Origin of the sequence: Streptomyces sp. (assembly GCF_019510245.1) — a bacterium.
Taxonomy (GTDB): Bacteria; Actinomycetota; Actinomycetes; order Streptomycetales; family Streptomycetaceae; genus Streptomyces.
Genome location: NZ_JAEKKT010000160.1, coordinates 18,611 through 38,941, shown reverse-complemented (window position 1 = coordinate 38,941; position 20,331 = coordinate 18,611). Strand labels below are relative to the sequence as shown.

At 71.9% G+C, this 20,331-nt stretch carries 18 protein-coding genes; 9 read left to right on the top strand and 9 right to left on the bottom strand.

Going from position 1 to position 20,331, the window contains the following annotated elements:
• Positions 1–27 precede the first annotated feature (27 nt).
• The 4 genes from atzF to JF597_RS30575 are packed head-to-tail and all read right to left on the bottom strand — an operon-like array spanning position 28 to position 6,636.
• Complete coding sequence (gene atzF, locus JF597_RS30590) at positions 28–1,683, bottom strand: allophanate hydrolase (protein WP_294002759.1); 1,656 nt, start codon at positions 1,681–1,683, stop codon at positions 28–30.
• Between the two features lie 17 nt (positions 1,684–1,700).
• Positions 1,701–5,213, bottom strand: a complete 3,513-nt coding sequence (locus JF597_RS30585) for a 5-oxoprolinase/urea amidolyase family protein (RefSeq protein WP_294002757.1) — start codon at positions 5,211–5,213, stop codon at positions 1,701–1,703.
• Positions 5,210–5,815 (bottom strand): urea amidolyase associated protein UAAP2, encoded by a 606-nt coding sequence (locus tag JF597_RS30580; protein ID WP_294002755.1) that lies wholly within the window; start codon positions 5,813–5,815, stop codon positions 5,210–5,212. The genes JF597_RS30585 and JF597_RS30580 overlap by 4 nt, the downstream gene beginning before the upstream one ends.
• Entirely contained in the window at positions 5,812–6,636 is an 825-nt protein-coding gene (locus JF597_RS30575) for an urea amidolyase associated protein UAAP1 (RefSeq protein ID WP_294002753.1), read from the bottom strand. The genes JF597_RS30580 and JF597_RS30575 overlap by 4 nt, the downstream gene beginning before the upstream one ends.
• Positions 6,637–6,820: 184 nt before the next feature.
• Here JF597_RS30575 and JF597_RS30570 point away from each other — a divergent pair, with 184 nt between their 5' ends.
• From JF597_RS30570 to JF597_RS30545, 6 genes are all read left to right on the top strand, one after another.
• The gene (locus JF597_RS30570; protein WP_294002751.1) at positions 6,821–7,447 is read left to right on the top strand and encodes a TetR/AcrR family transcriptional regulator; all 627 of its coding nucleotides are present in this window, start codon (positions 6,821–6,823) and stop codon (positions 7,445–7,447) included.
• Positions 7,448–7,780: 333 nt separating this feature from the next.
• Positions 7,781–9,400 carry an ATP-binding protein gene (locus JF597_RS30565; protein ID WP_294002749.1) on the top strand — a complete coding sequence of 540 codons (1,620 nt, stop codon included), beginning with the start codon at positions 7,781–7,783 and terminating at the stop codon, positions 9,398–9,400.
• A complete protein-coding gene (locus JF597_RS30560) occupies positions 9,397–9,804 on the top strand; it encodes a roadblock/LC7 domain-containing protein (RefSeq protein WP_089103096.1) in 408 nt (135 codons plus the stop codon). Before JF597_RS30565 ends, JF597_RS30560 begins: the two co-directional genes overlap by 4 nt.
• Entirely contained in the window at positions 9,801–10,229 is a 429-nt protein-coding gene (locus tag JF597_RS30555) for a DUF742 domain-containing protein (protein ID WP_294002746.1), read from the top strand. The genes JF597_RS30560 and JF597_RS30555 overlap by 4 nt, the downstream gene beginning before the upstream one ends.
• Entirely contained in the window at positions 10,210–10,830 is a 621-nt protein-coding gene (locus JF597_RS30550; protein ID WP_294002744.1) for an ATP/GTP-binding protein, read from the top strand. Before JF597_RS30555 ends, JF597_RS30550 begins: the two co-directional genes overlap by 20 nt.
• A gap of 64 nt (positions 10,831–10,894) precedes the next feature.
• Positions 10,895–12,382 carry a cytochrome P450 gene (locus JF597_RS30545; RefSeq protein WP_294002742.1) on the top strand — a complete coding sequence of 496 codons (1,488 nt, stop codon included), beginning with the start codon at positions 10,895–10,897 and terminating at the stop codon, positions 12,380–12,382.
• Here JF597_RS30545 and JF597_RS30540 read toward each other — a convergent pair.
• Together JF597_RS30540 and JF597_RS30535 are read right to left on the bottom strand one after the other, a co-directional pair.
• Positions 12,379–13,335: an RluA family pseudouridine synthase gene (locus JF597_RS30540; protein ID WP_294002740.1), complete on the bottom strand. Its 957-nt coding sequence runs from the start codon at positions 13,333–13,335 to the stop codon at positions 12,379–12,381. The two genes, JF597_RS30545 and JF597_RS30540, sit on opposite strands and share 4 nt — an antisense overlap.
• 85 nt (positions 13,336–13,420) lie before the next feature.
• The gene (locus JF597_RS30535) at positions 13,421–14,947 is read right to left on the bottom strand and encodes an amino acid permease (RefSeq protein WP_294002738.1); all 1,527 of its coding nucleotides are present in this window, start codon (positions 14,945–14,947) and stop codon (positions 13,421–13,423) included.
• Positions 14,948–15,184: 237 nt separating this feature from the next.
• Between JF597_RS30535 and JF597_RS30530 the strand changes: the two genes are divergently transcribed.
• From JF597_RS30530 to JF597_RS30520, 3 genes are all read left to right on the top strand, one after another.
• On the top strand, positions 15,185–15,820 hold the full coding sequence (locus tag JF597_RS30530; protein WP_294002736.1) for a PadR family transcriptional regulator: 636 nt from the start codon (positions 15,185–15,187) through the stop codon (positions 15,818–15,820).
• 197 nt (positions 15,821–16,017) lie between these two features.
• Positions 16,018–17,028, top strand: coding sequence for an ATP-binding cassette domain-containing protein (locus JF597_RS30525; protein ID WP_294002734.1), 1,011 nt, complete (start codon positions 16,018–16,020; stop codon positions 17,026–17,028).
• On the top strand, positions 17,025–17,801 hold the full coding sequence (locus tag JF597_RS30520; protein WP_294002732.1) for an ABC transporter permease: 777 nt from the start codon (positions 17,025–17,027) through the stop codon (positions 17,799–17,801). Before JF597_RS30525 ends, JF597_RS30520 begins: the two co-directional genes overlap by 4 nt.
• A 91-nt stretch (positions 17,802–17,892) precedes the next feature.
• Here JF597_RS30520 and JF597_RS30515 read toward each other — a convergent pair whose 3' ends face one another.
• The 3 genes from JF597_RS30515 to JF597_RS30505 all read right to left on the bottom strand — a co-directional run bounded on the left by JF597_RS30515 (position 17,893) and on the right by JF597_RS30505 (position 20,313).
• Positions 17,893–18,738 carry a siderophore-interacting protein gene (locus tag JF597_RS30515; RefSeq protein ID WP_294002730.1) on the bottom strand — a complete coding sequence of 282 codons (846 nt, stop codon included), beginning with the start codon at positions 18,736–18,738 and terminating at the stop codon, positions 17,893–17,895.
• 116 nt (positions 18,739–18,854) lie between these two features.
• Positions 18,855–19,784 carry a 5'-3' exonuclease gene (locus JF597_RS30510; RefSeq protein WP_294002794.1) on the bottom strand — a complete coding sequence of 310 codons (930 nt, stop codon included), beginning with the start codon at positions 19,782–19,784 and terminating at the stop codon, positions 18,855–18,857.
• A gap of 355 nt (positions 19,785–20,139) precedes the next feature.
• The gene (locus JF597_RS30505; RefSeq protein WP_294002728.1) at positions 20,140–20,313 is read right to left on the bottom strand and encodes a hypothetical protein; all 174 of its coding nucleotides are present in this window, start codon (positions 20,311–20,313) and stop codon (positions 20,140–20,142) included.
• Between the last annotated feature and the right edge of the window lie 18 nt (positions 20,314–20,331).

Below are 20,331 nucleotides of genomic sequence, written 5' to 3'. Positions count from 1 at the left end.
ACCCCCAGCGCCCCTGGGCAGGGTGCGTCACCCTCGGCCGAGAAAGCTCCGCCAGCCTCCGTACCGTGTGATGTCCTCGGTGTCCGTCAAAGCGCTTGGTTCGCACAGGAAGCCGGGGACGCTGCTGCCGTCTGCCAGTTCTACGCTGCCCAGCGTCATCGGGCGGGGGAGCGCGGCGAGCAGGCGGCCCAGGCCCTCGGGCGGAAGGCTCCAGACCTCCGCCTCGATCGCCGCTCCGGCCTCGCCGACGTGGACCAGGCCCGGCTTCGGCGGGGTCGTCCGCAGCGCGTGGAAGCGGTACGTCGGTGCCGTCGTCGTGGTTCGCTCCAGTACAGCTCCCAGCGCGAGGAGTTGGGAGTTGAGGGGCTGGCCCGTCAGGTGGGCGCCCAGTACCGCCAGGCTCACCCGCGGTTCCAGGGTGCGGGCGATCGTGGCGAGGCGGGTGTCCGTGAACGCCGGGCCGATCAGCATCACGCCGAACGGCCGGCCGGCGACCTCGCCCGCCGGGACCGCCACCGCCGCCAGGTCGAAGAGGTTCGTGGAGTTGGTGAAGCGGCCCAGGCGGGCGTTGGCGCCCAGCGGGTCGGCGGCGACCTCGGCGAGGGTGGGGTGGCCGGGGGCCGTGGGGAGCAGCAGGGCGTCCGCGTCGGCGAGTTCGGCCAGGGCGCGGGTGCGCAGCTCCGTCAGGCGGTCCTGGTCGGTGAAGAGCCGGTGGGCCGGGATGTCGCGGGCCCGGGTGATGATGCCGGCGACGGTGGGGTCGAGGCCCTCGCCACCGGATGAGATCAACTTGTCGACAAAGGGGCCCACCGCCGTGTAGCGCTCGGCCACGAACGCGCCTTCGTAGAGCATGGCCGCCGCCTCGGTGAACGGAGTCAGGTCGAGCGGGCGGATCGAGGCGCCCGCGGTCCTCAGACGGTCCACCGTCTCCTGGTAGGCCTCTGCCCAGCCCTCGTCCAGCTCGCCGAGCTGGGAGAGCGGCGGGACCGCGATCCGCCAGGGGCCCGGGGCCCGCTGGGGGAGCGGCGGGAGCGTGCGGTCCGGTGGGGCCGCCATGTACGACAGGGCCTGCTCCGCCTCCGGGAGGGTGCGGGCGAACACCGTCACGCAGTCGAGGGACGCGCAGGCCGGGACGACACCGGCCGTCGGGACGAGGCCGCGGGTCGGTTTCAGGCCGACGATGCCGTTGAAGGCGGCCGGGACCCGGCCCGAGCCCGCGGTGTCCGTGCCGAGGGCGAGGTCGACGATGCCGAGGGCCACGGCGACGGCCGAGCCGGAGCTGGAGCCGCCGCTGATCCGGCGGGGGTCGATGGCGTTGCGGACCGCGCCGTGCGGGGAGCGGGTACCGACCAGGCCGGTCGCGAACTGGTCGAGGTTGGTGGTGCCGAGGGCGAGTGCGCCGGCCGCGCGCAGGCGGGCCACCACGGGGGCGTCGGCCTGCGGTTGGTACGCGTAGGCCGGGCAGCCGGCCGTCGTGGGCAGCCCGTGCACGTCGATGTTGCCCTTGGCGGCGAACAGGCGGCCCGCGAGGGGGAGGTGTTCCCCCGCGGCGACCCGCTCGTCGATCGCGCGGGCCTCCGCCTCGGCCTCCTCCTGCGGGCGCAGGTCGATCCAGATCTCGGGCCGGTCGACGGCCTCGATGCGCGCGTAGGCGGCACGGACCCGGGAGAGGGTGCTGGACATGGTCTTGCTCCTGTCGCTCAGTTCGCGGCCGGCGCCAGGACGAGCAGGGCCGTCCCCGCCTCCACCTGGTCGCCGGGCCGGGCCAGGACCTCCGTCACCACACCGGGCATCGGCGCGTGCACCCTGGACTCCATCTTCATCGCCTCCAGGGCGAGCAGCGGCTGGCCCGTCGTCACCTCGTCGCCCGGCGCGACGTTCACCTGCCATACCGAGGCCGTGAACTCCGCCTCCACGAGGTGGCCGCCCGGCGGGACGGACACCTCGGCCGGTGCGGCCGCCGGTGCTGCCGAGGCGTCCGCCCTCGCGAACTCGCCCGCCGCTTCCCACGCGTCGCGCTCGGCCGCGAAAGCCGTCTGCTGCCGTGACCGGAACCTCTCGATGGACAGGGCCTGTTCGGTGAGGAACGCCTCGTACGCGGAGAGCGAGAAGGTGCCTTCCTCGATGCGGGGCACGAACCGGCCGGAGGTGATGTCGGCGCGCAGGTCGAGGAGTTCGTCGGCGGACACCGGGTACCACCTGATCCGGTCGAAGAACCGCAGCAGCCACGGCATGCCCGGCTCGAACGCGCCGCGCTGCTGCCAGCCCGACCACACCTGGGTCGTACGGCCCACGAACTGGTAGCCGCCCGGGCCCTCCATGCCGTAGATGCACAGGTAGGCGCCGCCGATGCCGACGGAGTTCTCGGCGGTCCAGGTACGGGCCGGGTTGTACTTCGTGGTGACCAGGCGGTGGCGGGGGTCGAGCGGGGTGGCGACCGGGGCGCCCAGGTACACGTCGCCGAGGCCGAGGACCAGGTACTCCGCGTCGAAGACCGTGCGGTAGACGTCGTCGACCGAGTCCAGGCCGTTGATCCTGCGGATGAACTCGATGTTCCACGGGCACCAGGGGGCGTCGTCGCGGACGCCCGCCATGTAGCGGGCGATCGCCTCGCGGGTCGCCGGGTCGTCCCAGGAGAGGGGGAGGTGGACGGTGCGGGAGGGGACCACCAGTTCACCGGTGGGCGGGAGCGAGGCGACGATCTCCCGTACCGTGGCGAGGAGGTCGGACTGGGGGAGAGCTGCGGGGTCCGTCTGGATCTGGAGGGACCGGATGCCGGGGGTGAGGTCCCTGACCCCGGGCAGGTCCGCCGCCGTCACCGCTTCCATCAGGGCGTGCACCCGCATCCGCAGGGCGAGGTCCAGCTGCATGGGACCGAACTCGACCAGCAGGTTGTCGTCGCCGCTGCGCCGGTAGGTCACGTCACCGTCCCGGGCCAGGACACCGCCGTCGACCATCTCGGGGCGGGGCGCGCCCGTGACGTCGACGGGGGTGAAGCGGACCGTGTCGCCGGGGCGGAGCTGGCCGAGCTTCCAGCGTTCGCCGCTCAGGACGGTCGCGGGGCAGACGAAACCGCCCAGGGAGGGGCCGTCGGGGCCGAGCAGGACCGGCATGTCGCCGGTGTAGTCGACGGCGCCGACCGAGTACGGGGTGTCGTGGATGTTGGAGGGGTGCAGGCCCGCCTCGCCGCCGTCGGTGCGTGCCCAGCGCGGCTTGGGGCCGACCAGGCGGACTCCGGTGCGCGCCGAGTTGAAGTGCACCTTCCACTCGGCCGCGTAGAAGTCGCGGATGTCGTCCTCGGTGAAGAACTCCGGGGCGGCGTGCGGGCCCTCGACGGCCGCGAGCTGCCAGTCGGCGGTGAAGTGCGGGCGTTCGGCGACCGGTTCCCCGTGCGTCACCGCTCCGCCGTGCAGGACGTCACCCGTGCGCAGCGCCCGGCCGCCGTGGCCGCCGAACCGGCCCAGGGTGAAGGTGCTCGCGCTGCCGAGGAAGGCGGGGACGTCCAGGCCGCCGCCGGCGAACAGGACGTAGGTGCGCAGACCGTGCTCGGCAGGGGCGCCGATCTCCAGCAGGCCGCCCGCCGGGACGGTCACCGGCTGCCACTGGGCGACCGGGGCGCCGTCGACCGTGACCGGGGCCGGGGCGCCGGTCACGCAGACGGTGGCGGAGTGGGTGAAGCGCAGGGAGGGGCCCTGGAGGGTGCACTCGAGGCCGGGCGCGCCCTCCGGGTTGCCCAGGGCGCGGTTGCCCAGGCGGAAGGAGCGGTCGTCCATCGGGCCGCTCGGGGGGACGCCCACCTGCCAGTAGCCGGTGCGGCCCGGCCAGTCCTGGACCGTGGTGAGCGTGCCTGCGGCGGCGACCTCGATGCGGGGGGTCGGGTCGGTGACCGTGGCGAGGGAGGCCGTGGAGTGGGCGGCGGAGCGGAAGCGGGGGTCGGTGAGCGCGGCGCGTACCAGGCCGAGGTTCGTCTCGATGCCGTCGACGCGGGTGCGGGCCAGCGCCGCGTCCAGCCGGCGCAGTGCCTCGGCGCGGTCCGGGCCGTACGCGATCACCTTGGCGAGCATCGGGTCGTACGACGTGGTGACCTCGGTGCCGGTCTCCACCCAGCCGTCGACGCGTACGTCCTGCGGGAACTCCACCCGGGTCAGCAGGCCGGCGCTGGGCCGGTGGTCGCGGGAGGGGTCCTCGGCGTAGACGCGGGCCTCGACGGCGTGGCCGCGCGGTTCGCCCGGGTCGCGGACGACGTCGGTCTCGCCCCGGGCCAGGCGCAGCATCCAGGCGACCAGGTCGACGCCGTAGATCTCCTCGGTGACCGGGTGCTCCACCTGGAGGCGGGTGTTGACCTCCAGGAAGTAGGCCTCCTCGCGGGCCGCGTCGTACACGAACTCGACCGTGCCGGCCGAGCGGTAGCCGACCGAGGCGCACAGGTCCCGGGCGGCGGCGGCGAGCCGCGCGCGGACCCGCGGGGGCAGGCCGGGGGCGGGGGCCTCCTCGACCACCTTCTGGTTGCGGCGCTGGAGGGAGCAGTCCCGGTCGCCGAAGGTGACGACCCGGCCGGCGCCGTCGCCGAAGACCTGGACCTCGACGTGGCGGGCGTGCTCGACCAGGCGTTCCAGGAAGACCCCGGCTGAGGAGAAGGACGCGGCGGCGACCCGCTGGACCCGGTCCCAGGCGTCGGTCAGGTCACCGGCCGATCGACAAGCCGACATACCGATACCGCCGCCACCGCCGGTGGCCTTGAGCATGACGGGATAGCCGAGGGCGGAGGCCTCGCGGAGGGCCTCGTCCAGGTCTGCCAGCAGCCCGGTGCCCGGCGCCAGGGGCACACCGGCGGCCTGCGCGGCCGCCCGTGCGGTGTGCTTCGCGCCGAACAGCTCCAGCTGTTCGGGGGTCGGGCCGACGAAGGCGATCCCCGCCTCCTCGCAGCGCCGCGCGAAGGCGGCGTCCTCGGACAGGAAGCCGTAGCCGGGGTGGATCGCGCCCGCGCCGGTGTCCTTGGCCGCTTTGAGCACCAGGTCGGCGTCGAGGTACGACTCCTTCGCCGGGGCCGGGCCGAGCCGGACCGCCTCGTCGGCGAGGCGCACGTGCGGGGCCGAGCGGTCGGCGTCGGAGTAGACGGCGACCGTGCGCAGGCCCAGTTCGCGGGCGGTGCGCAGGACACGGACGGCTATCTCGCCGCGGTTGGCGACCAGCAGCTTCTCGAAGGAGGTCATCGCGCGGCCCCGGTGATCGTCATCTGCACCGCCGTGGGGTCGAAGCCGTTGCAGGGGTTGTTGATCTGGGGGCAGTTGGAGACCAGGACGAGGACGTCGCGTTCGGCGCGCAGGGTCAGCTTCCGGCCCGGGGCGGAGAGGCCGTCGACGATGCCGAGGGTGCCGTCCTTCTCGACGGGCACGTTCATGTACCAGTTGATGTTGGAGACCAGGTCGCGTTTGCCCAGGCCGTGACGGGCGCCCTCGGCGAGGAAGTTGTCGACGCAGGCGTGCTGCGACCAGGTGTGGTGGCCGTAGCGGAGGGTGTTGGACTCCTTGGAGCAGGCGCCGCCGACCGTGTCGTGGCGGCCGACCTCGTCGGCGGTCACCGTCATCAGCGGGGTGTGCTCGTTGGAGAGCAGCACGCTGCCGGTGGTGAGGAAGATGTTGCCCTGGGCGTGGACGGTGTCGGGCGCGCTGTAGCGGACCGAGGTGTCGTGGGCGTCGTAGACGAGGAAGTCGACGGCCTGGTTGCCGTGCAGGTCGGTGATGGTGAGGGACGCGCCCGCGGGGATCACGGCGGACCAGGCGGCGCGGGCCGGGACGACGGTCTGCGTGCTCATGCGAGCCCCCTCGCGGCGAGGAATTCACGGGTGTTGAGGAAGGCGCGGCGGCCTTCGGGGGTGGCGTCCCAGAGGGGAGCGCCGGGCGGGGTGGGCGCGGCGCGCCAGGCCAGGACCTCCAGGGGGGAGCTGACGTAGTCGGGGCGCGGGTCGGCCGGGTGCGGGACGTTGGCGATCAGTACGGTCACGTCCTGTTCGGTGCGGAGCGTGACGCTGCCGCCGGGGCCGGAGGGGCCGGTGAAGTCCAGCGTGCCGTCGTCGCGTACCTCCACGCCCTGGAAGAACGACAGGGACGGCGGGAGGTCGCGCGGTTCCAGGCCGTTCTTGGCCGCCGCCAGTTTGAACAGCTCGCGGCCCGCGGGGGAGGGCGACTGCGGGGTGCCGTCGCCGTACCGCTCGGTGTTGCGGGCCAGGGTGGAGGTGCCGCAGAGCGCGTCGTGCCGGCCGGAGGTGTCGGCGACGACGGAGGCGAGGACCCGGCCCTGGTCGGAGAGGAGCAGGACGCCCTCGCCCAGGTAGGCGTTCCACTGGACCTTGACCGTGTCGGCGACGTTCAGCCGCTCCCAGGGCCGGCCGTCGGCGTACAGCAGGAGGTGGGCACAGGCGTCGCCGACCGGGTCGGTCAGACGCAGCTCGGTGCCGCGGGCCAGGACCCGGTGCGTGTAGTTGCCGCCCGCCACCGTCTCGGCCCACACCAGATGCCCCGCCTCGCAGGGCGGGTCCGGCCAGTCGGCCGCCGGTACGACGGGCATGGCCTCGGCGCGGGTGCCCTCCTGGGCGCGGGCGTGCGCGCGGGCTCCGTACGTGGTCGCTGTCGCCATCGCTGACCTCCGGCTCCTTCGGCTGGGAGAGATTTCTGTCGCTCGACAGAAATTAGGGGCGGGCCGGGTCGGCGGCGTTGCCGTGGCGTTCCGGCCCGGTTACCGAGGTCTCACCGGGCGGCGGACCGGCCGGGGGCGGCGTCGGCGTGCTGGTGGTGCGGCGTCGTGTGCGAGGATCGAACGCATGGGGACGAGCAGTGGCCGCCGGGTCGGCCGGCCGCGAGCCGCGCAGCGACCGGACAGCGGTCTCGAGCCGCGGGCCGAACTGCTCGCGGCGGCGGCCGAGTTGTTCACCACCCGGGGCTACGCGGCCACCACCACCCGGGCCGTCGCCGAGCGGGCGGGCATGCGGCAGGCGTCGATGTACCACTACGTCTCCGGCAAGGAGGAACTCCTCGCCGAGCTGCTCGAGTCCACCGTCACGCCGTCCCTGGCCTGTGCGCGGGAGTTGCTCGCGGACGACGCGACGCCGGCCGAGGAGCGGCTGCGGGTGCTGTGCCGGGCCGACGTGGAGCTGCTGTGCGCCGGTCCGCACAATCTCGGCGCGCTCTACCTGCTGCCCGAGGTGCACACCGAACGGTTCGCCGGTTTCCACGCCGTACGCGGGGAACTCAAGGACGCCTACCGGCAGTTGATCGCCGGTACGGCGGCCGGCGGGGCGCTGGTCAAGGGGGAGCTGGAGCTGCGGACCGATCTCGTCTTCGGGCTGATCGAGGGTGTCATCCTCGTCCACCGCTCCGAACCCGAGCGCCCCGCCCACGAGTTCGCCCGCGCCACGGCCGAGGCGGCGCTGCGGATCGTGGGGGTCTGAGCGGTCTCGCGGGGCGCCGGAGGTTCCGCTCCGGAGGCTCCTTTCACTCATCACGGTGAGTGACTTCGCACACCCGTGTGTCGTGACGTGTCGTGTTCGAGCGAATGCCCTCCGTGCAAAACGACTGAGGGTACTCCGGGGCTTCGGGCGTTTTCAGGTGCTTGCCGAATATGACACGGCCTTGATCCGGTCGGACTAAGCTCGCCCGCGGCGCACCGAGTTGAGGTGAATTCGTGCGCCTGTTCCCAAACATACGGAAGATCCAGACTGCTCCATGAACCTTCCCCCCACGAGCTCCCCCGACACCCAGCCGATTCGTCTCAGAAGGCATACATGGTGAGTGTGCAATCGCCTCCCGATGGCCGTGAACTTTCCCTGGCGCGCGTGCTGTTGCTGCCCGCCATACTGATGGCCGCGGCGACCGCCGCCGCCGTCGTCCTGGTGGCGGAAACCGCCCGGGTCGCCGTCGGCGTGTGCGGGGCCGTCGGCATGGTGCTGGTGCTCGCGACGGCGGCGGAAGCGGTACGCCGCGGCCGTAGGCTCCAGGAGGCCCGCGCCGAGCACGACCGTCACACCGCGTATCTGGAACGGCGCCTCACCGCGAGCGAGGAGGAGATCGAGCACCTCGGCCGTGAGGTCTTCCCGACCGCGCTCTACCGGCTGAAGGCCGGTGAGTCACCCAAAGAGGTGGTTCGCCAGCTCTTCGACGTCGACCCGCGGATGCGCCACGCCCCCGAGTCGCAGCGCCGCCTGATCCGCATCATGCTCGACATCGTCGACGAGGAAGACCTCCAGCGCGACTCCCTGGAGCGCTCCTTCGTCAGCGTCGCCCGGCGCGTCCAGGCCATCGTCCACCAGCAGGCCCACGAACTGCGGGAGATGGAGGAGGACCACGGCCGCAACCCCGAGGTCTTCGACGACCTGCTGCGCATCGACCACGGCACCGCGCTGATCGGGCGCCTCGCCGACTCGGTCTCCGTGCTCGGCGGCGGCCGCCCGGGCCGCCAGTGGCCCAACCCCGTCGCCCTCTACAGTGTGCTGCGCGGCGCCATGTCCCGGATCCTGGAGTACCGGCGCATCGAGCTGCACTCCATCTGCCAGGTCAACATCAAGGGCACCTCCGTCGAGCCGGTCATCCACGCGGCCGCCGAACTCCTCGACAACGCCACCCGCTACTCGCCGCCCTCCACCAAGGTGCACGTCACCGCCGTCGAGGTGCAGTCCGGCGTGTGCATCGAGATCGAGGACGCCGGCGTCACCCTCAACGAGGAGGCCCGGGACCGCCTGGAGGGCCTGCTGGAGAAGGCCAAGCAGGGCAAGGACATCCAGGTCCTCGGCGAGAACCCGCGGCTCGGCCTCTCGGTCGTGGGCCGCCTGTGCAAGACGTACAACATGGACGTCTCGCTGCGCGCCTCCGCGTACGGCGGCGTCCGGGCCGTCCTCATCGTGCCCAGCGACATGATGACCACCGACCCCGCCCCCGGCATCGCCCACGGCATCGGCGCCACCGGCATCCCCAAGCCCGAGCTCGGTGCCCTCGAAGGCCCCAAGCGCCCGCCCAAGAGGCGCCGGCCCACCAGCCCCCGCATCCCCGCCGGGATCTCCATGGAGGACGACGTCCCCGAGGTCACCGAATGGACGGCGGGCGGGCTGCCGCAGCGGCGCAGCCGGATGAAGACCCCGCTCAGCCAGCGGATCGCCGAGCAGGCCGCCATCGAGCGCGCCGAACGCGAGGGCAACCCGACCATCTGGTCGCAGCACAAGGAGCCCGAACCCGAGCCCGAGCCGGAGCGCCGCGAGCCCGGCCTCTGGGTCGAGGCGTTCTGGGAGGGGCTCAAGAAGAACAACCCGGGTGTCCATCCCACCGACTTCACCCGGAACCCCACCAAGTACCTGCATCTGATCAATGATCCGGCCGGCAGCGAGGCCGACGACGAGGGGGACCTCAAGTGATCCAGCAGCGAGGCAACTTCGACTGGATGCTCAAGCAACTCGCCGACGGCGTACCGGGCGTCGAGATGATCGTCGTGCTCTCGGCCGACGGCCTGCGCATCGCCCGGCACGGTGGCGACCCCGACGCCGCCGACCGGCTCGCCGCGGCCTGCGCGGGCGTGCAGAGCCTGGCCAGTGCCGTCGCCCAGGAACTCCCCATCAGCAACGGCGACATGAACCTCGTCCTGATCGAGATCGACAGAGGTTACTTCTACCTCATGTCCGCCGGTGCCAACGCCTACCTCGCCGTGCTCGCCGACGTCACCTGCGAGCCCGGCCGGATGAGCGAGATGATGCGCGACCTCGTCGTCCGCATCGGCGCCCACCTCACCAGTCCGCCCCGGCGGAACGGGCAGACCGTATGACTCCTCCGCAACGCAAACGGCGCCGGCCCAGGCCGGAACTGGCTCAGCCCCCGGCCCCGTCCGTGCCGCCGGCCCCCGAGCACGGCGGCGAGGACGAGGACAACAAGAACCCCGAACGGCTCTACGTCATCAGCGGTGCCGACGGCGCCCGGGCCGAACTCGACCTGGTCACCTTAATCGTGGCGCGCGCCGCCGCACCGCCGTCCGTCACCCCGGAGCAGGCGGCGCTGCTCCGGCTCTGTCTCGCCCCCCTGTCCGTGGCCGAGCTCTCGGCCTACCTCAACCTGCCGTTCAGCGCGATGACGGCACTGATCACCGAGCTGATCACGGCCGAACTGGTGCAGGCGCGCGCCCCGATCGTCCGCCAGGCGCTCCCCGACCGTTCACTTCTCGAAGCGGTGATGCATGGACTTCAAAAGCTCTGACACCATCCCCGGCCCCCGCACCGAGGACCATCTCCCGCACACCGCCCAGGCCGCGGTGAAGATCGTGATCGTGGGCGGCTTCGGGGTCGGCAAGACCACGATGGTCGGTTCCGTCAGCGAGATCAGACCGCTGACCACCGAGGAGACCATGACCCAGGCGGGCATCGGGGTCGACGACAACTACGGCTCCGACACCAAGACCGCCACCACCGTGGCCATGGACTTCGGCCGCATCAGCATCACCGACCAGCTGGTCCTCTACCTCTTCGGCACCCCCGGCCAGGAACGCTTCTGGTTCCTGTGGAACGGCTTGTTCGAAGGCGCCCTCGGTGCGGTCGTGCTCATCGACACCCGGCGCCTGGAGGTCAGCTTCGACGTGATGGGACGCCTGGAGGAGCGCGGGGTGCCGTTCGTCGTCGCCGTCAACTCCTTCCCGGACGCGCCGCGTTATCCCATCGACGAACTGCGCACCGCGCTGGACCTGCCCCCCGACGTCCCCATCATCGAGTGCGACGCCCGCCGCCGGGCCTCCAGCCGTGACGTCCTGATGACCCTGATGCGCTTCCTGCACTCGCTCGCCATGTCCGGCGCGCTCACCTGACTCTTCCCACGGCTCTTCTGCCGGATTCCCACGACTACTTTCGGATCTCTTCGGAGCGATCACTGTGACGCCTGAATCCCCCCTCCCGGCCGGCGCCAGCACGGACCCGGTCCCGCCGCCCGGCTGCCCGGCGCACCGCGGCCCCGGCGGACTGCAGCGGCTCTACGGCGCCGACGCGGACCACCTGGGCGAGCTGTACGAGGAGCTGCGCGAGGAACACGGCTCCGTGGCCCCCGTCCTGCTTCACGACGACGTACCGATCTGGGTGGTCCTCGGGCTCACCGAGAACCTCCAGATGGTCCGCACTCCCGCCGTCTTCACCCGGGACAGCCGCATCTGGACCCCGCTGCGCGAGGGCATGGTCAAGCCCGACCACCCCCTCATGCCGCACATCGCCTGGCAGCCCATCTGCTCGCACGCCGAGGGCGACGAACACCTGCGGCTGCGGGCGGCGGTCCAGGGCGCCATGACCACCATCGACCACCGCAGCATCCGCCGCCTCATCGGCCGCTACACCCAGCTGCTGGTCAACGAGTTCTGCGAGAAGGGCCGCGCCGAACTGGTCTCCCAGTACTCCGAGCACCTGCCGATGGCCGTCATGTGCGAACTGCTCGGCATGCCCGAGGAGTACAACGACCGGATCGTGGAGGCCACCCGGGACGCGCTCAAGGGCACCGAGACGGCGATCGCCAGCAACGAGTACGTCATGGGCTGCCTGACCCGGCTCACCGCCCGCCGCCGGGCCCGCCCCGAGGACGACTTCACCAGCCACCTCGTCAACCACCCGGCCGGGCTCAACGACGACGAGGTGGCCCAGCACCTGCGGGTCGTCCTCTACGCCGCCTACGAGACCACCGCCAACCTCCTCGCCAACGCGCTGCGCATGGTCCTCACCGAGCCAGGTTTCCGTGCCCAGCTCAACGGCGGCCAGATGACCGTGCCCGAGGCGATCGAGCAGTCCCTGTGGGACGAGCCGCCGTTCAGCACCGTCTTCGCCTACTTCGCCAAGCAGGACACGGAACTCGGCGGCCAGCGCATCCGCAAGGGCGACGGACTGCTCTACGCGCCCGCGCCGGGAAACGTCGACCCGCGCGTCCGCCCCGACCTGAACGCCAACATGCAGGGCAACCGCTCCCACCTCGCCTTCGGCGGCGGCCCGCACGAATGCCCCGGCCAGGACATCGGCCGTGCCATCGCCGACGTCGGCGTCGATCAGCTGCTGACCCGGCTCTCCGACATCCAGCTCGACTGCGAAGAGGAGGAGCTGCGCTGGCGCGCCTCCATCGCCTCCCGGCACCTGGTGGAACTGCCGGTGCGCTTCGACCCCAAGCCGAAGCAGGACGTCACCCTCATGCCGAGCCCGGCCCTCGTGCCCCCGCAGCGCACCGACTGGCAGGTCGGCATCCCCCGCCCGGCAGCACCGGAACCGGTCCCCGCCCCCGCCCCCGCCCCCGAGCCGAGGCCGGCGGCGCCGGTGGCCGTGTCCGCCTCCGAACCGGCCAGGCCCAGCGGCATCTGGCCCAGGCTGCGCCGCTGGTGGCTGGGCCGCTAGCAGCTCGCCCGACCGGCCCAGTCCTCGTACGACTCCCACGCCTGCAGCGTCCGCCCGCTGCACAGCCGGTGCTCCACCCCCGTGACCGGATCGGTGAACTCCAGCCTCCGCGCCAGCAGTTGCAGCGGCCGCCGGAAGTCACCGTCCGGCACGGGGCCGGTCACCACCGGATACAGCGGATCACCGAGGATCGGCACACCCAACGCGCTCATGTGGACGCGCAGTTGATGGGTCTGTCCGGTGTGCGGGGTGAGCCGGTAGCGCCCCAGGTCTCCTCGGCGTCCGACCAGCTCGACGAGGGTCTCCGCGTTGGGTTCCCCCTCGGTCTCCCGGGCCGCGGGCACCCCGCGCTCCTTGAGGATGCGACTGCGCACGGTCCGGGAAACGGCGAGCGAAGGGTCGTACGGCGCGATCGCCTCGTACTCCTTGCGCACCCGCCGCTCACTGAACAGCGTCTGGTACGCCCCCCGCTCCTCGGGCCGCACGGTGAACAGCACGAGCCCGGCCGTGAGCCGGTCCAGCCGGTGCGCCGCCCCGAGCGCCGGTATCCCCAGCTCCCGCCGCAGCCGGGCGAGAGCGGTCTCGGCGACGTGACTCCCGCGTGGGGTGGTGGCGAGGAAGTGCGGCTTGTCGACGACGACGAGGTGGTCGTCCCGGTGGACGACGTCGAGCGGGAAGGGGACGGGGACCTCGGGGGGCAGGTCGCGGTGGAACCAGAGGTAGCGGCCGGGGGAGTAGGGGGCTTGGGCGGCGACGGGGTGTCCGTCGGCGCCCACGACGAGCCCTGCGTCCAGCATCTCCTCGACGACCCCGGGTCCGGCACCGGAGAGCCGTGCCACGAGGTATTCGCCGACGGTGCCCCAGCCGTCGGAGAAGGGCAACCGGATCCGCACGGGGTCCACCCCTTGTCGCTGCGGGAGGGGAGAGGGCGGGGCCGCGGTCTTACGTCTCATTTGCAGCCAAGGCTACGGGGAACGCCCTTTTCCTGGGGGCGCGGGGAACTGCGCGACCAGCCACACTCCACCCGCACCCGACCGACTACGCCGCGGCCTCCGGCACAGCAACCGCACTCCGGGACTCCGCCCGGGTGAGCCTCCATACGCCGCCCACCACCACAGTCCCGACCAGGAACAACACGGTGAACCACCGGAAGTACCAGTGGCCCCCACTGGGGTCGTACACCGCCCCCCGAGGCCACGCCAGATTCACGGTCATCACCAGCCCGTACAGCAGCGCCCCCGCGTTCACCGGCACCCCCCACCGCCCCAGCGAGAACAACGGCGCCCCGGTCTCGTCCGCCCCCTCGACCCGGAACTCCCCGCGCAGCCGCCGCACCAGCAGCGGCCCGGTCACCATCGCGTACGCGAGGTACAGCATCACGATGCAGGTCGTCCCGATCGCCAGGAACGCGTCCGGCGACGCGAAGTTGAGCAGCAGCAGTACGGCGGCCAGCACCCCCACCACCACGGCCGGGGCGCCCGGCATCCCGGTACGCGGATTCACCCGTGCCAGCCGCTCGGCGAACGGAAGCTGCCCGTCGCGCGCCATGGAGAACAGCATTCGCGAGGCCGCGGTCTGGATCGCCAGTGTCGCCACCGCGATGGCCACCACCACGTCGGCCAGCAGCACCCGGCCCACTCCGTCCCCGAGGCTGCTGGTCAGGACGTAACTCAGCCCGTCGACCCCCAGGTGCCCGTCGGTCAGGCTGGGCGCGGCCAGCAGGCCGCCCAGGATGACCAGGCCGCCGAGCAGCCCCGCCGCGGACAGCGCGGTGAGGATCGTGCGCGGTGCCGTACGCCGCGGGTGGTGCGTCTCCTCGCTCATCTCGCCCGCGCTGTCGAAGCCGATCATCACGTACGCGGCCGTGAACGAGCCGACCAGGAGGGCGCCCAGCAGACCGCCCTCGGCGGCCGTGCCGGTGTGGAACGTGATGCCCGGGGAGCGCTTGGAGTGGGTGAGCAGCAGCACGACGATCAGGACCGCGCCGATGATCTCGGCGGTCACCCCGACCCGGTTGATCACCGACATCACCCGGTTGTCCATGATGTTCACGAGGGTGGTCAGCACCAGCAGGAGGACGCCCAGCACGGCGGCGTTGGCGGTACCGTCGGCCGAGGTGACCGCGGTGTCCGTGCCGATCAGCTGGAAGCCGGACCAGAGCGCGGGCAGCACCATCTGGAGTGCGAGCGCGGCCGCCGCGACCACCACGATCTGCCCGATCACCATGATCCAGCCGGCGAACCAGCCGAAGGACGGGTTCGACAGGCGTGAGGACCACTGGTAGATGGCGCCGGAGATCGGGTAGCGGCCGGCCAGTTCGGCGAAGCACGCGGCCACCAGCAGCTGGCCGGCCAGCACGGCCGGCCAGGCCCAGAAGAAGACCGGGCCGCCGAACGCGTACCCGAAGGCGAAGAACTGGAAGACGGTCGTCAGTACGGAGATGAAGGAGAACCCGGCGGCGAACGAGGCGTACCGGCCGAGGCTGCGGTGCAGCTCCTGGCGGTAGCCGAACTCCTCCAGGGAGCGGTCGTCGGGTTCCACGGGGCGGTCGTCGAGTGTCGTCACGGCGGCACCTGCCTGTCAGGCGGACATCCTGTCGAGGACGGACATCGCGGATTTCCTGTCGGGCGACAGAAATTAGGGACGCGCTGTTTCGGACGCGTCACGCAGGCGTGTCCGGGGCGGGCCCAAGTCCTCACGCTCTTGCGGAGTCGGCCCAGACGCGATACATCGTGTGTATTGACGGGCCTGCTCGACTCGCGATATGTTCGGCCACGGATATTCGGAGGCGAGGTGGTCGGTGTGGCGGTCAAGCGGCGCAAGCTCAGCAATCCCCTGGCGCTCGTCGTGCTGACGACCCTGTGGCAGAAGCCGATGCATCCGTACGAGATAGCCCAGACCATGCGCCGTCAGGGCAAGGACACCAGCACCCGGATCAACTACGGCTCGCTCTACACGGTCATGCAGAACCTGGAGAAGCACGGCTTCGTCGAGGTCGCCGACGTGGAGCGGCAGGGCAACCGCCCGGAGCGCACGGTCTACGGCATCACGGACGCCGGGCGCGAGGAGATGGTCCACTGGCTGTCCGACCTCATGGCCGTGCCGGCCAAGGAGTACCCGATCTTCGAGACGGCGCTCTCGCTGATGGGCGCCCTGCCGCCCGACGAGGTCGCCCGCCTGCTGGAGGGGCGGCTGAGCTCCCTGGAGGTGGAGGTCGCCGGCGGCAGGGCCGTGCTGGAGAAGCTGCACGAGACCCTGCCCCGGCTCTTCGTCGTCGAGGTCGAGTACCACCTGCACATGCTGGAGGCGCAGACGGAGTGGGTCCGCGGCTTCGTGCGGGAGATACGGGACGGTTCGCTGCCGGGCGTCGAGGGCTGGCGCCGGTTCCACGAGACCGGCGAGTTCCCGCCGGAGTTCACGGAGGTGGAGCAGCAGTAGAGGAAGCTGCGAGATAGACAGACCCCGGCAGAGCTGTTGCAGCAGCTCCGCCAGGGTCTCGAACCCCGAGCTGAACCCGCCGTGAGGCAGATCCGGGCGATCGAGGTGCGGCACACCCAGGATAGCCCGGTGCTCCTCAAGCGGATCAGCTGTCATCCCCTGTCATCTGTCATCCGCTCACACAGGAGAGCCCTGTCATGAACACCCGTGCGCCCGCAGTGCAGGCGCGCCAGCTGACCAAGACCTATCCAGGCGACGTCACCGCGCTCAACGGCATGGACGTCACCGTCGAACCCGGCACCGTCTTCGGGCTCCTCGGGCCCAACGGCGCCGGCAAGTCCACCACCGTCAAGATCCTCACCACCCTGGCGCGCCCCGACTCGGGCACCGCCACCGTGGCCGGCCACGACGTGCTGCGCCATCCCGACCGGGTGCGCCGCGCGATCGGCGTGGTGGCCCAGAACTCCGGCGCCGACCCGGTCGCCACCGGCCGGGAGAACCTCCGGCTCCAGGGCAGGCTCTACGGCCTGCGCGGCGCCGGTCTCGACCGCCGGGTCGACGAGCTGCTGGACCGCTTCACCCTCACCGAGGCCGCCGGCCGCCAGGTCAAGGGGTACTCCGGCGGGATGCGGCGCCGGCTGGACGTGGCCCTCGGCCTGGTCCACCGTCCCGAGGTGCTCTTCCTCGACGAGCCCACCACCGGTCTCGACCCCGAGGCCCGCACCGCGATGTGGGACGAGATCGGCCGGCTGGCAGGCGAGGAGGGCCTGACCATCCTGCTCACCACGCACTACCTGGAGGAGGCCGACCGGCTCGCCGAGCGGATCGCGATCGTCGACCGAGGCCGGGTCGTGGTCGAGGGCACCCCGGACTCCCTCAAGGGCGAACTGCGCGGCGACGCCGTCCACGTGGAGCTGCGCGAGGCGCCCGGCGAAGCCGGCCGCACCCTGCTCACGGGCGCTCTGACCGGGCTGCCCGGTGTGCACGAGGCGCTGTTCGACGGGCGCCGGATCAGCGCCCGGGCCGACGACGGGGCCGCCGCGATGCCGGCACTGCTGGCCGCCCTGGAGCGGGCCGGGGTGACCGTGGTCGCCGCGACCGTCGCCCGCCCCTCCCTCGACGACGTCTACCTGCGCTACGCGGGCCGCCGTTACGCGGAAGCCGACGGCGCCGCCGACTCCCTCGCCCTGGCCGGAGGTGCGCGATGAGCAACGCCGTGTCCCAGACCTGGTACATGACCCAGCGCCAGCTGGTGGTGTTCGCCCGGCAGCCTGCGTTCGCCGTCATCACCCTGATCCAGCCGGTGATCTGGCTCTTCCTGTTCGGCAACCTGTTCAGGAAGGTCGTCGAGCTGGGCGGCTTCGGCACCACGTCCTACCTGGACTACCTGGTGCCGGGCGTGGTCGTGATGAGCGCCCTCAGCTCCAACATGTGGGCGGGTATGGGCACCCTGGAGGAGATCCAGCGCGGCACCCTCAACCGCTTCCTGACCACGCCGGTCAGCAGGGCCGCGCTGATGAACGGCAACGTGGTCAACAACGGGCTGGTCACCGCCGGCCAGTCGCTGATCATCGTGCTGCTCGGCCTGCTGGGCGGCGCCGACTACCCCGGCGGGGCCGGCGGCATAGCCGTCCTGCTGGTGTCCGCCGTGCTGCTCGGCACGATCTTCGGCGCGCTGTCCAACGCGCTCGGCATGCTGGTGCGGGAGCGGGAGTCGATCATCGGGATCAACACCTTCCTGCTGCTCCCGCTGACCTTCCTCTCCAGCGCCTTCATGGCACCGTCCCAGATGCCCGGCTGGATGCGGCACACAGCCGACTTCAACCCGCTCAACTGGGCGATGGTGGCGAGCCGGTCGGCGCTGTCGGCGGACCCCGACTGGGGTACGGTGCTCGGCCGCGGCGGGGCGCTGCTGGCGCTGGCGGTGGCGGCCGTGTGGCTGTCGATCAGGACCTTCAGGTCGTACCAGCGGTCGGTGTGACCGGCTCGTCGTAGCGGCGGCCGGTGCGACCGGCGAAGGGCGGCGGCACCTTCTCGTGAGGTGCCGCCGGTCCGCGGTGCGGCAGGTCTGTTCAGGCCGCGGCGGCGCCGCCCTCCTGCTCCTCCTCGATCCGGGCGTTCCACTCGCGCTTGGAGGCCTGCCAGCCGTCCTCGTTGTGCCCGAGGCGCCAGTAGCCGGAGATCGACAGGTCCTCGCGCGGGATCTGGCGCTCCACGCGCAGCAGCGCCCGCAGCTCCTTCACGAAACTCGCCTCGCCGTGCACGAAGGCGTGCACCCGGCCCTCCGGGAAGTCCAGCGCCCGTACGGCGGCGACCAGGGCCTCGCCGACCGGCCGTTCGCCCCGGTGCAGCCAGACGACCTCCACATCGGAGTCGATCTTCTGCTCCTCCTCGGGGCCGGAGATCTCGACGAAGGCGAACGCCTTCGCCCCGGCCGGCAGGGACTCCAGCGCACGGGCGATCGCCGGCAGCGCGCTCTCGTCGCCGGCGAGCAGGTGCCAGTCGGCGCCCGCGTCGGGGGCGTAGGCGCCGCCGGGGCCCATGAAGCGGACGGTCTCGCCGGGCTGGACGCGGCAGGCCCACGGCCCGGCCAGGCCCTCGTCGCCGTGCACCACGAAGTCCAGGGTCAGCTCCCGGTGTTCGGGATTCCAGGAGCGCACGGTGTAGGTCCGGGTCACCGGCCAGTGCTCGCGGGGGAACTCGGCCCGGATCCGCTCCAGGTCGAAGGGCTCCGGGTAGGTGACGCCCGCCGGCCCGAAGAGGAGCTTCACGTAATGATCGGTGCAGGTGTCCGCGGCGAAGCCGGTCAGCCCGTCACCGCCGAGGACCACGCGCTGCATGTGCGGGCTCAGCCGTTCGGTGCGCACCACCTGAGCGGAATGGGGCTTACGCGGCTTACGTCCCGGGCGCTCTGCCATGACCGGCCTCCCTGCGCAATTGGTTAGGTTTACCTAAGTTAGCACCTCCTTCCGGGTTAACACCTCTTCCATGAACACTTGATGGGCGGGTTTTGCCGGAAGAATTCCTTCGGGCGTCAGGCTTCCAGCGTCGCCAGCAGGCGGTTCAGCGAGCCGCCCAGACCCCAGTGCGCGGCCAGGGTGTTCAACTGCGCCGGGTCGCGGGGGGCCTTCGGCAGTGCCGTGTCGACGTCCGGCAGCGGTACGTCACCGGCGACCCGGACCACCTTCGGGGCCACGGCGACATACGGCCGGGCTTCGTCCAGCCGCTTGCGCTGCGACGGCGTGAGCTTCGCCTTCGGGTCGTCGACCGCGGCCATGATCCCGGCCAGGTCGCCGAACTCGGCGAGGAGCTTGGCGGCCGTCTTCTCGCCGATGCCCGGTACGCCCGGCAGCCCGTCGCTCGGGTCGCCGCGCAGCAGTGCCAGGTCCGCGTACCCGCCTCCGTCCACGCCATACTTCTCGCGCAGCCACGCCTCGTCGGTCGTCTGCAAGGTGCCGACGCCCTTCAGCGGGTACAGCACCCGCACCCCGCGCGCGTCGTCCACCAGCTGGTAGAGGTCGCGGTCGCCGGTGACGATGTCCACCGGGCCCGCGGCACGCGCGGTGAAGGTGCCGATCACGTCGTCGGCCTCGTACCCGGCGACACCGACCCGGGCGATGCCGAGCGCGTCCAGCACCTGCTCGATGACCGGCACCTGCGGGGAGAGGGTGTCCGGCACCTCCTCCTCGTCCGGTCCCGTCTCGTGCTCCTCGGCGACCCGGTGCGCCTTGTAGGAGGGGATGAGGTCGACCCGCCACTGCGGCCGCCAGTCCGCGTCCATGCAGGCCACCAGCAGGTCCGGCCGGTGGTCCTTGACCAGCCGGTCGATGAAGTCCAGCAGCCCGCGCACGGCGTTGACCGGCGTGCCGTCCGGCGCCCTCACGGAGTCCGGGACGCCGAAGTAGGCGCGGAAGTAGAGCGAGGCGGTGTCGAGAAGCATCAGTCGTGCGGTCACGCCAGGCATCATGCCGTACGGCACCGACGACGACCGGCTCCCGGCACCGGCCGGCCCTCCCCGCATCCCGACTTCACCGGCGGACGGGCCCCGACATCACCGGCGGTCGAGACCCGACATCACCGGCGGACGGATCCTCGCCTACGAAAAGAATCCGGCCAACCACATAGCGCTACGGCACTGCCCAAGCCTTTGCGCCCTTCCGGCCGGAACGGCCGACCGTGCGTTCGAGGCGCCCGCACCCCGTCCCGGTGCGCCGAGGCCCCCTGCAACACCGCGGTCCACGGCGCGACCGCGGAACTGACCGGCCGCCACCGCGCCGACCGCGCCACCGGCCGGCAACCCCAAGCCGGCCCGCGGGACTTCACCGTCCGGCGGGCCCGCCCCGGATCACCGCCTCGACCAGCCACTCCTCGCCCGGGGCGCCGCCGGGAACATCGGCGACCGCTCGCGCATCGAACTCATGGGGTGACCCCTCGTCCTGATCCAGGGCCAGCGCCTGCGGAGCGACTTCGGGAGCTGGTCGACGTATGCCCACGACTCCGCCTCGGGCCGG

What these genes read in the sequence shown, in the direction of transcription:
- atzF (WP_294002759.1), bottom strand. Translation starts at nt 1,683, where the DNA reads ATGTCCAGCACCCTCTCCCGGGTCCGTGCCGCCTACGCGCGCATCGAG.
- JF597_RS30585 (WP_294002757.1), bottom strand. Translation starts at nt 5,213, where the DNA reads ATGACCTCCTTCGAGAAGCTGCTGGTCGCCAACCGCGGCGAGATAGCC.
- JF597_RS30580 (WP_294002755.1), bottom strand. Translation starts at nt 5,815, where the DNA reads ATGAGCACGCAGACCGTCGTCCCGGCCCGCGCCGCCTGGTCCGCCGTG.
- JF597_RS30575 (WP_294002753.1), bottom strand. Translation starts at nt 6,636, where the DNA reads ATGGCGACAGCGACCACGTACGGAGCCCGCGCGCACGCCCGCGCCCAG.
- JF597_RS30570 (WP_294002751.1), top strand. Translation starts at nt 6,821, where the DNA reads ATGGGGACGAGCAGTGGCCGCCGGGTCGGCCGGCCGCGAGCCGCGCAG.
- JF597_RS30565 (WP_294002749.1), top strand. Translation starts at nt 7,781, where the DNA reads ATGGTGAGTGTGCAATCGCCTCCCGATGGCCGTGAACTTTCCCTGGCG.
- JF597_RS30555 (WP_294002746.1), top strand. Translation starts at nt 9,801, where the DNA reads ATGACTCCTCCGCAACGCAAACGGCGCCGGCCCAGGCCGGAACTGGCT.
- JF597_RS30550 (WP_294002744.1), top strand. Translation starts at nt 10,210, where the DNA reads ATGGACTTCAAAAGCTCTGACACCATCCCCGGCCCCCGCACCGAGGAC.
- JF597_RS30540 (WP_294002740.1), bottom strand. Translation starts at nt 13,335, where the DNA reads ATGAGACGTAAGACCGCGGCCCCGCCCTCTCCCCTCCCGCAGCGACAA.
- JF597_RS30525 (WP_294002734.1), top strand. Translation starts at nt 16,018, where the DNA reads ATGAACACCCGTGCGCCCGCAGTGCAGGCGCGCCAGCTGACCAAGACC.
- JF597_RS30520 (WP_294002732.1), top strand. Translation starts at nt 17,025, where the DNA reads ATGAGCAACGCCGTGTCCCAGACCTGGTACATGACCCAGCGCCAGCTG.
- JF597_RS30515 (WP_294002730.1), bottom strand. Translation starts at nt 18,738, where the DNA reads ATGGCAGAGCGCCCGGGACGTAAGCCGCGTAAGCCCCATTCCGCTCAG.
- JF597_RS30510 (WP_294002794.1), bottom strand. Translation starts at nt 19,784, where the DNA reads ATGCCTGGCGTGACCGCACGACTGATGCTTCTCGACACCGCCTCGCTC.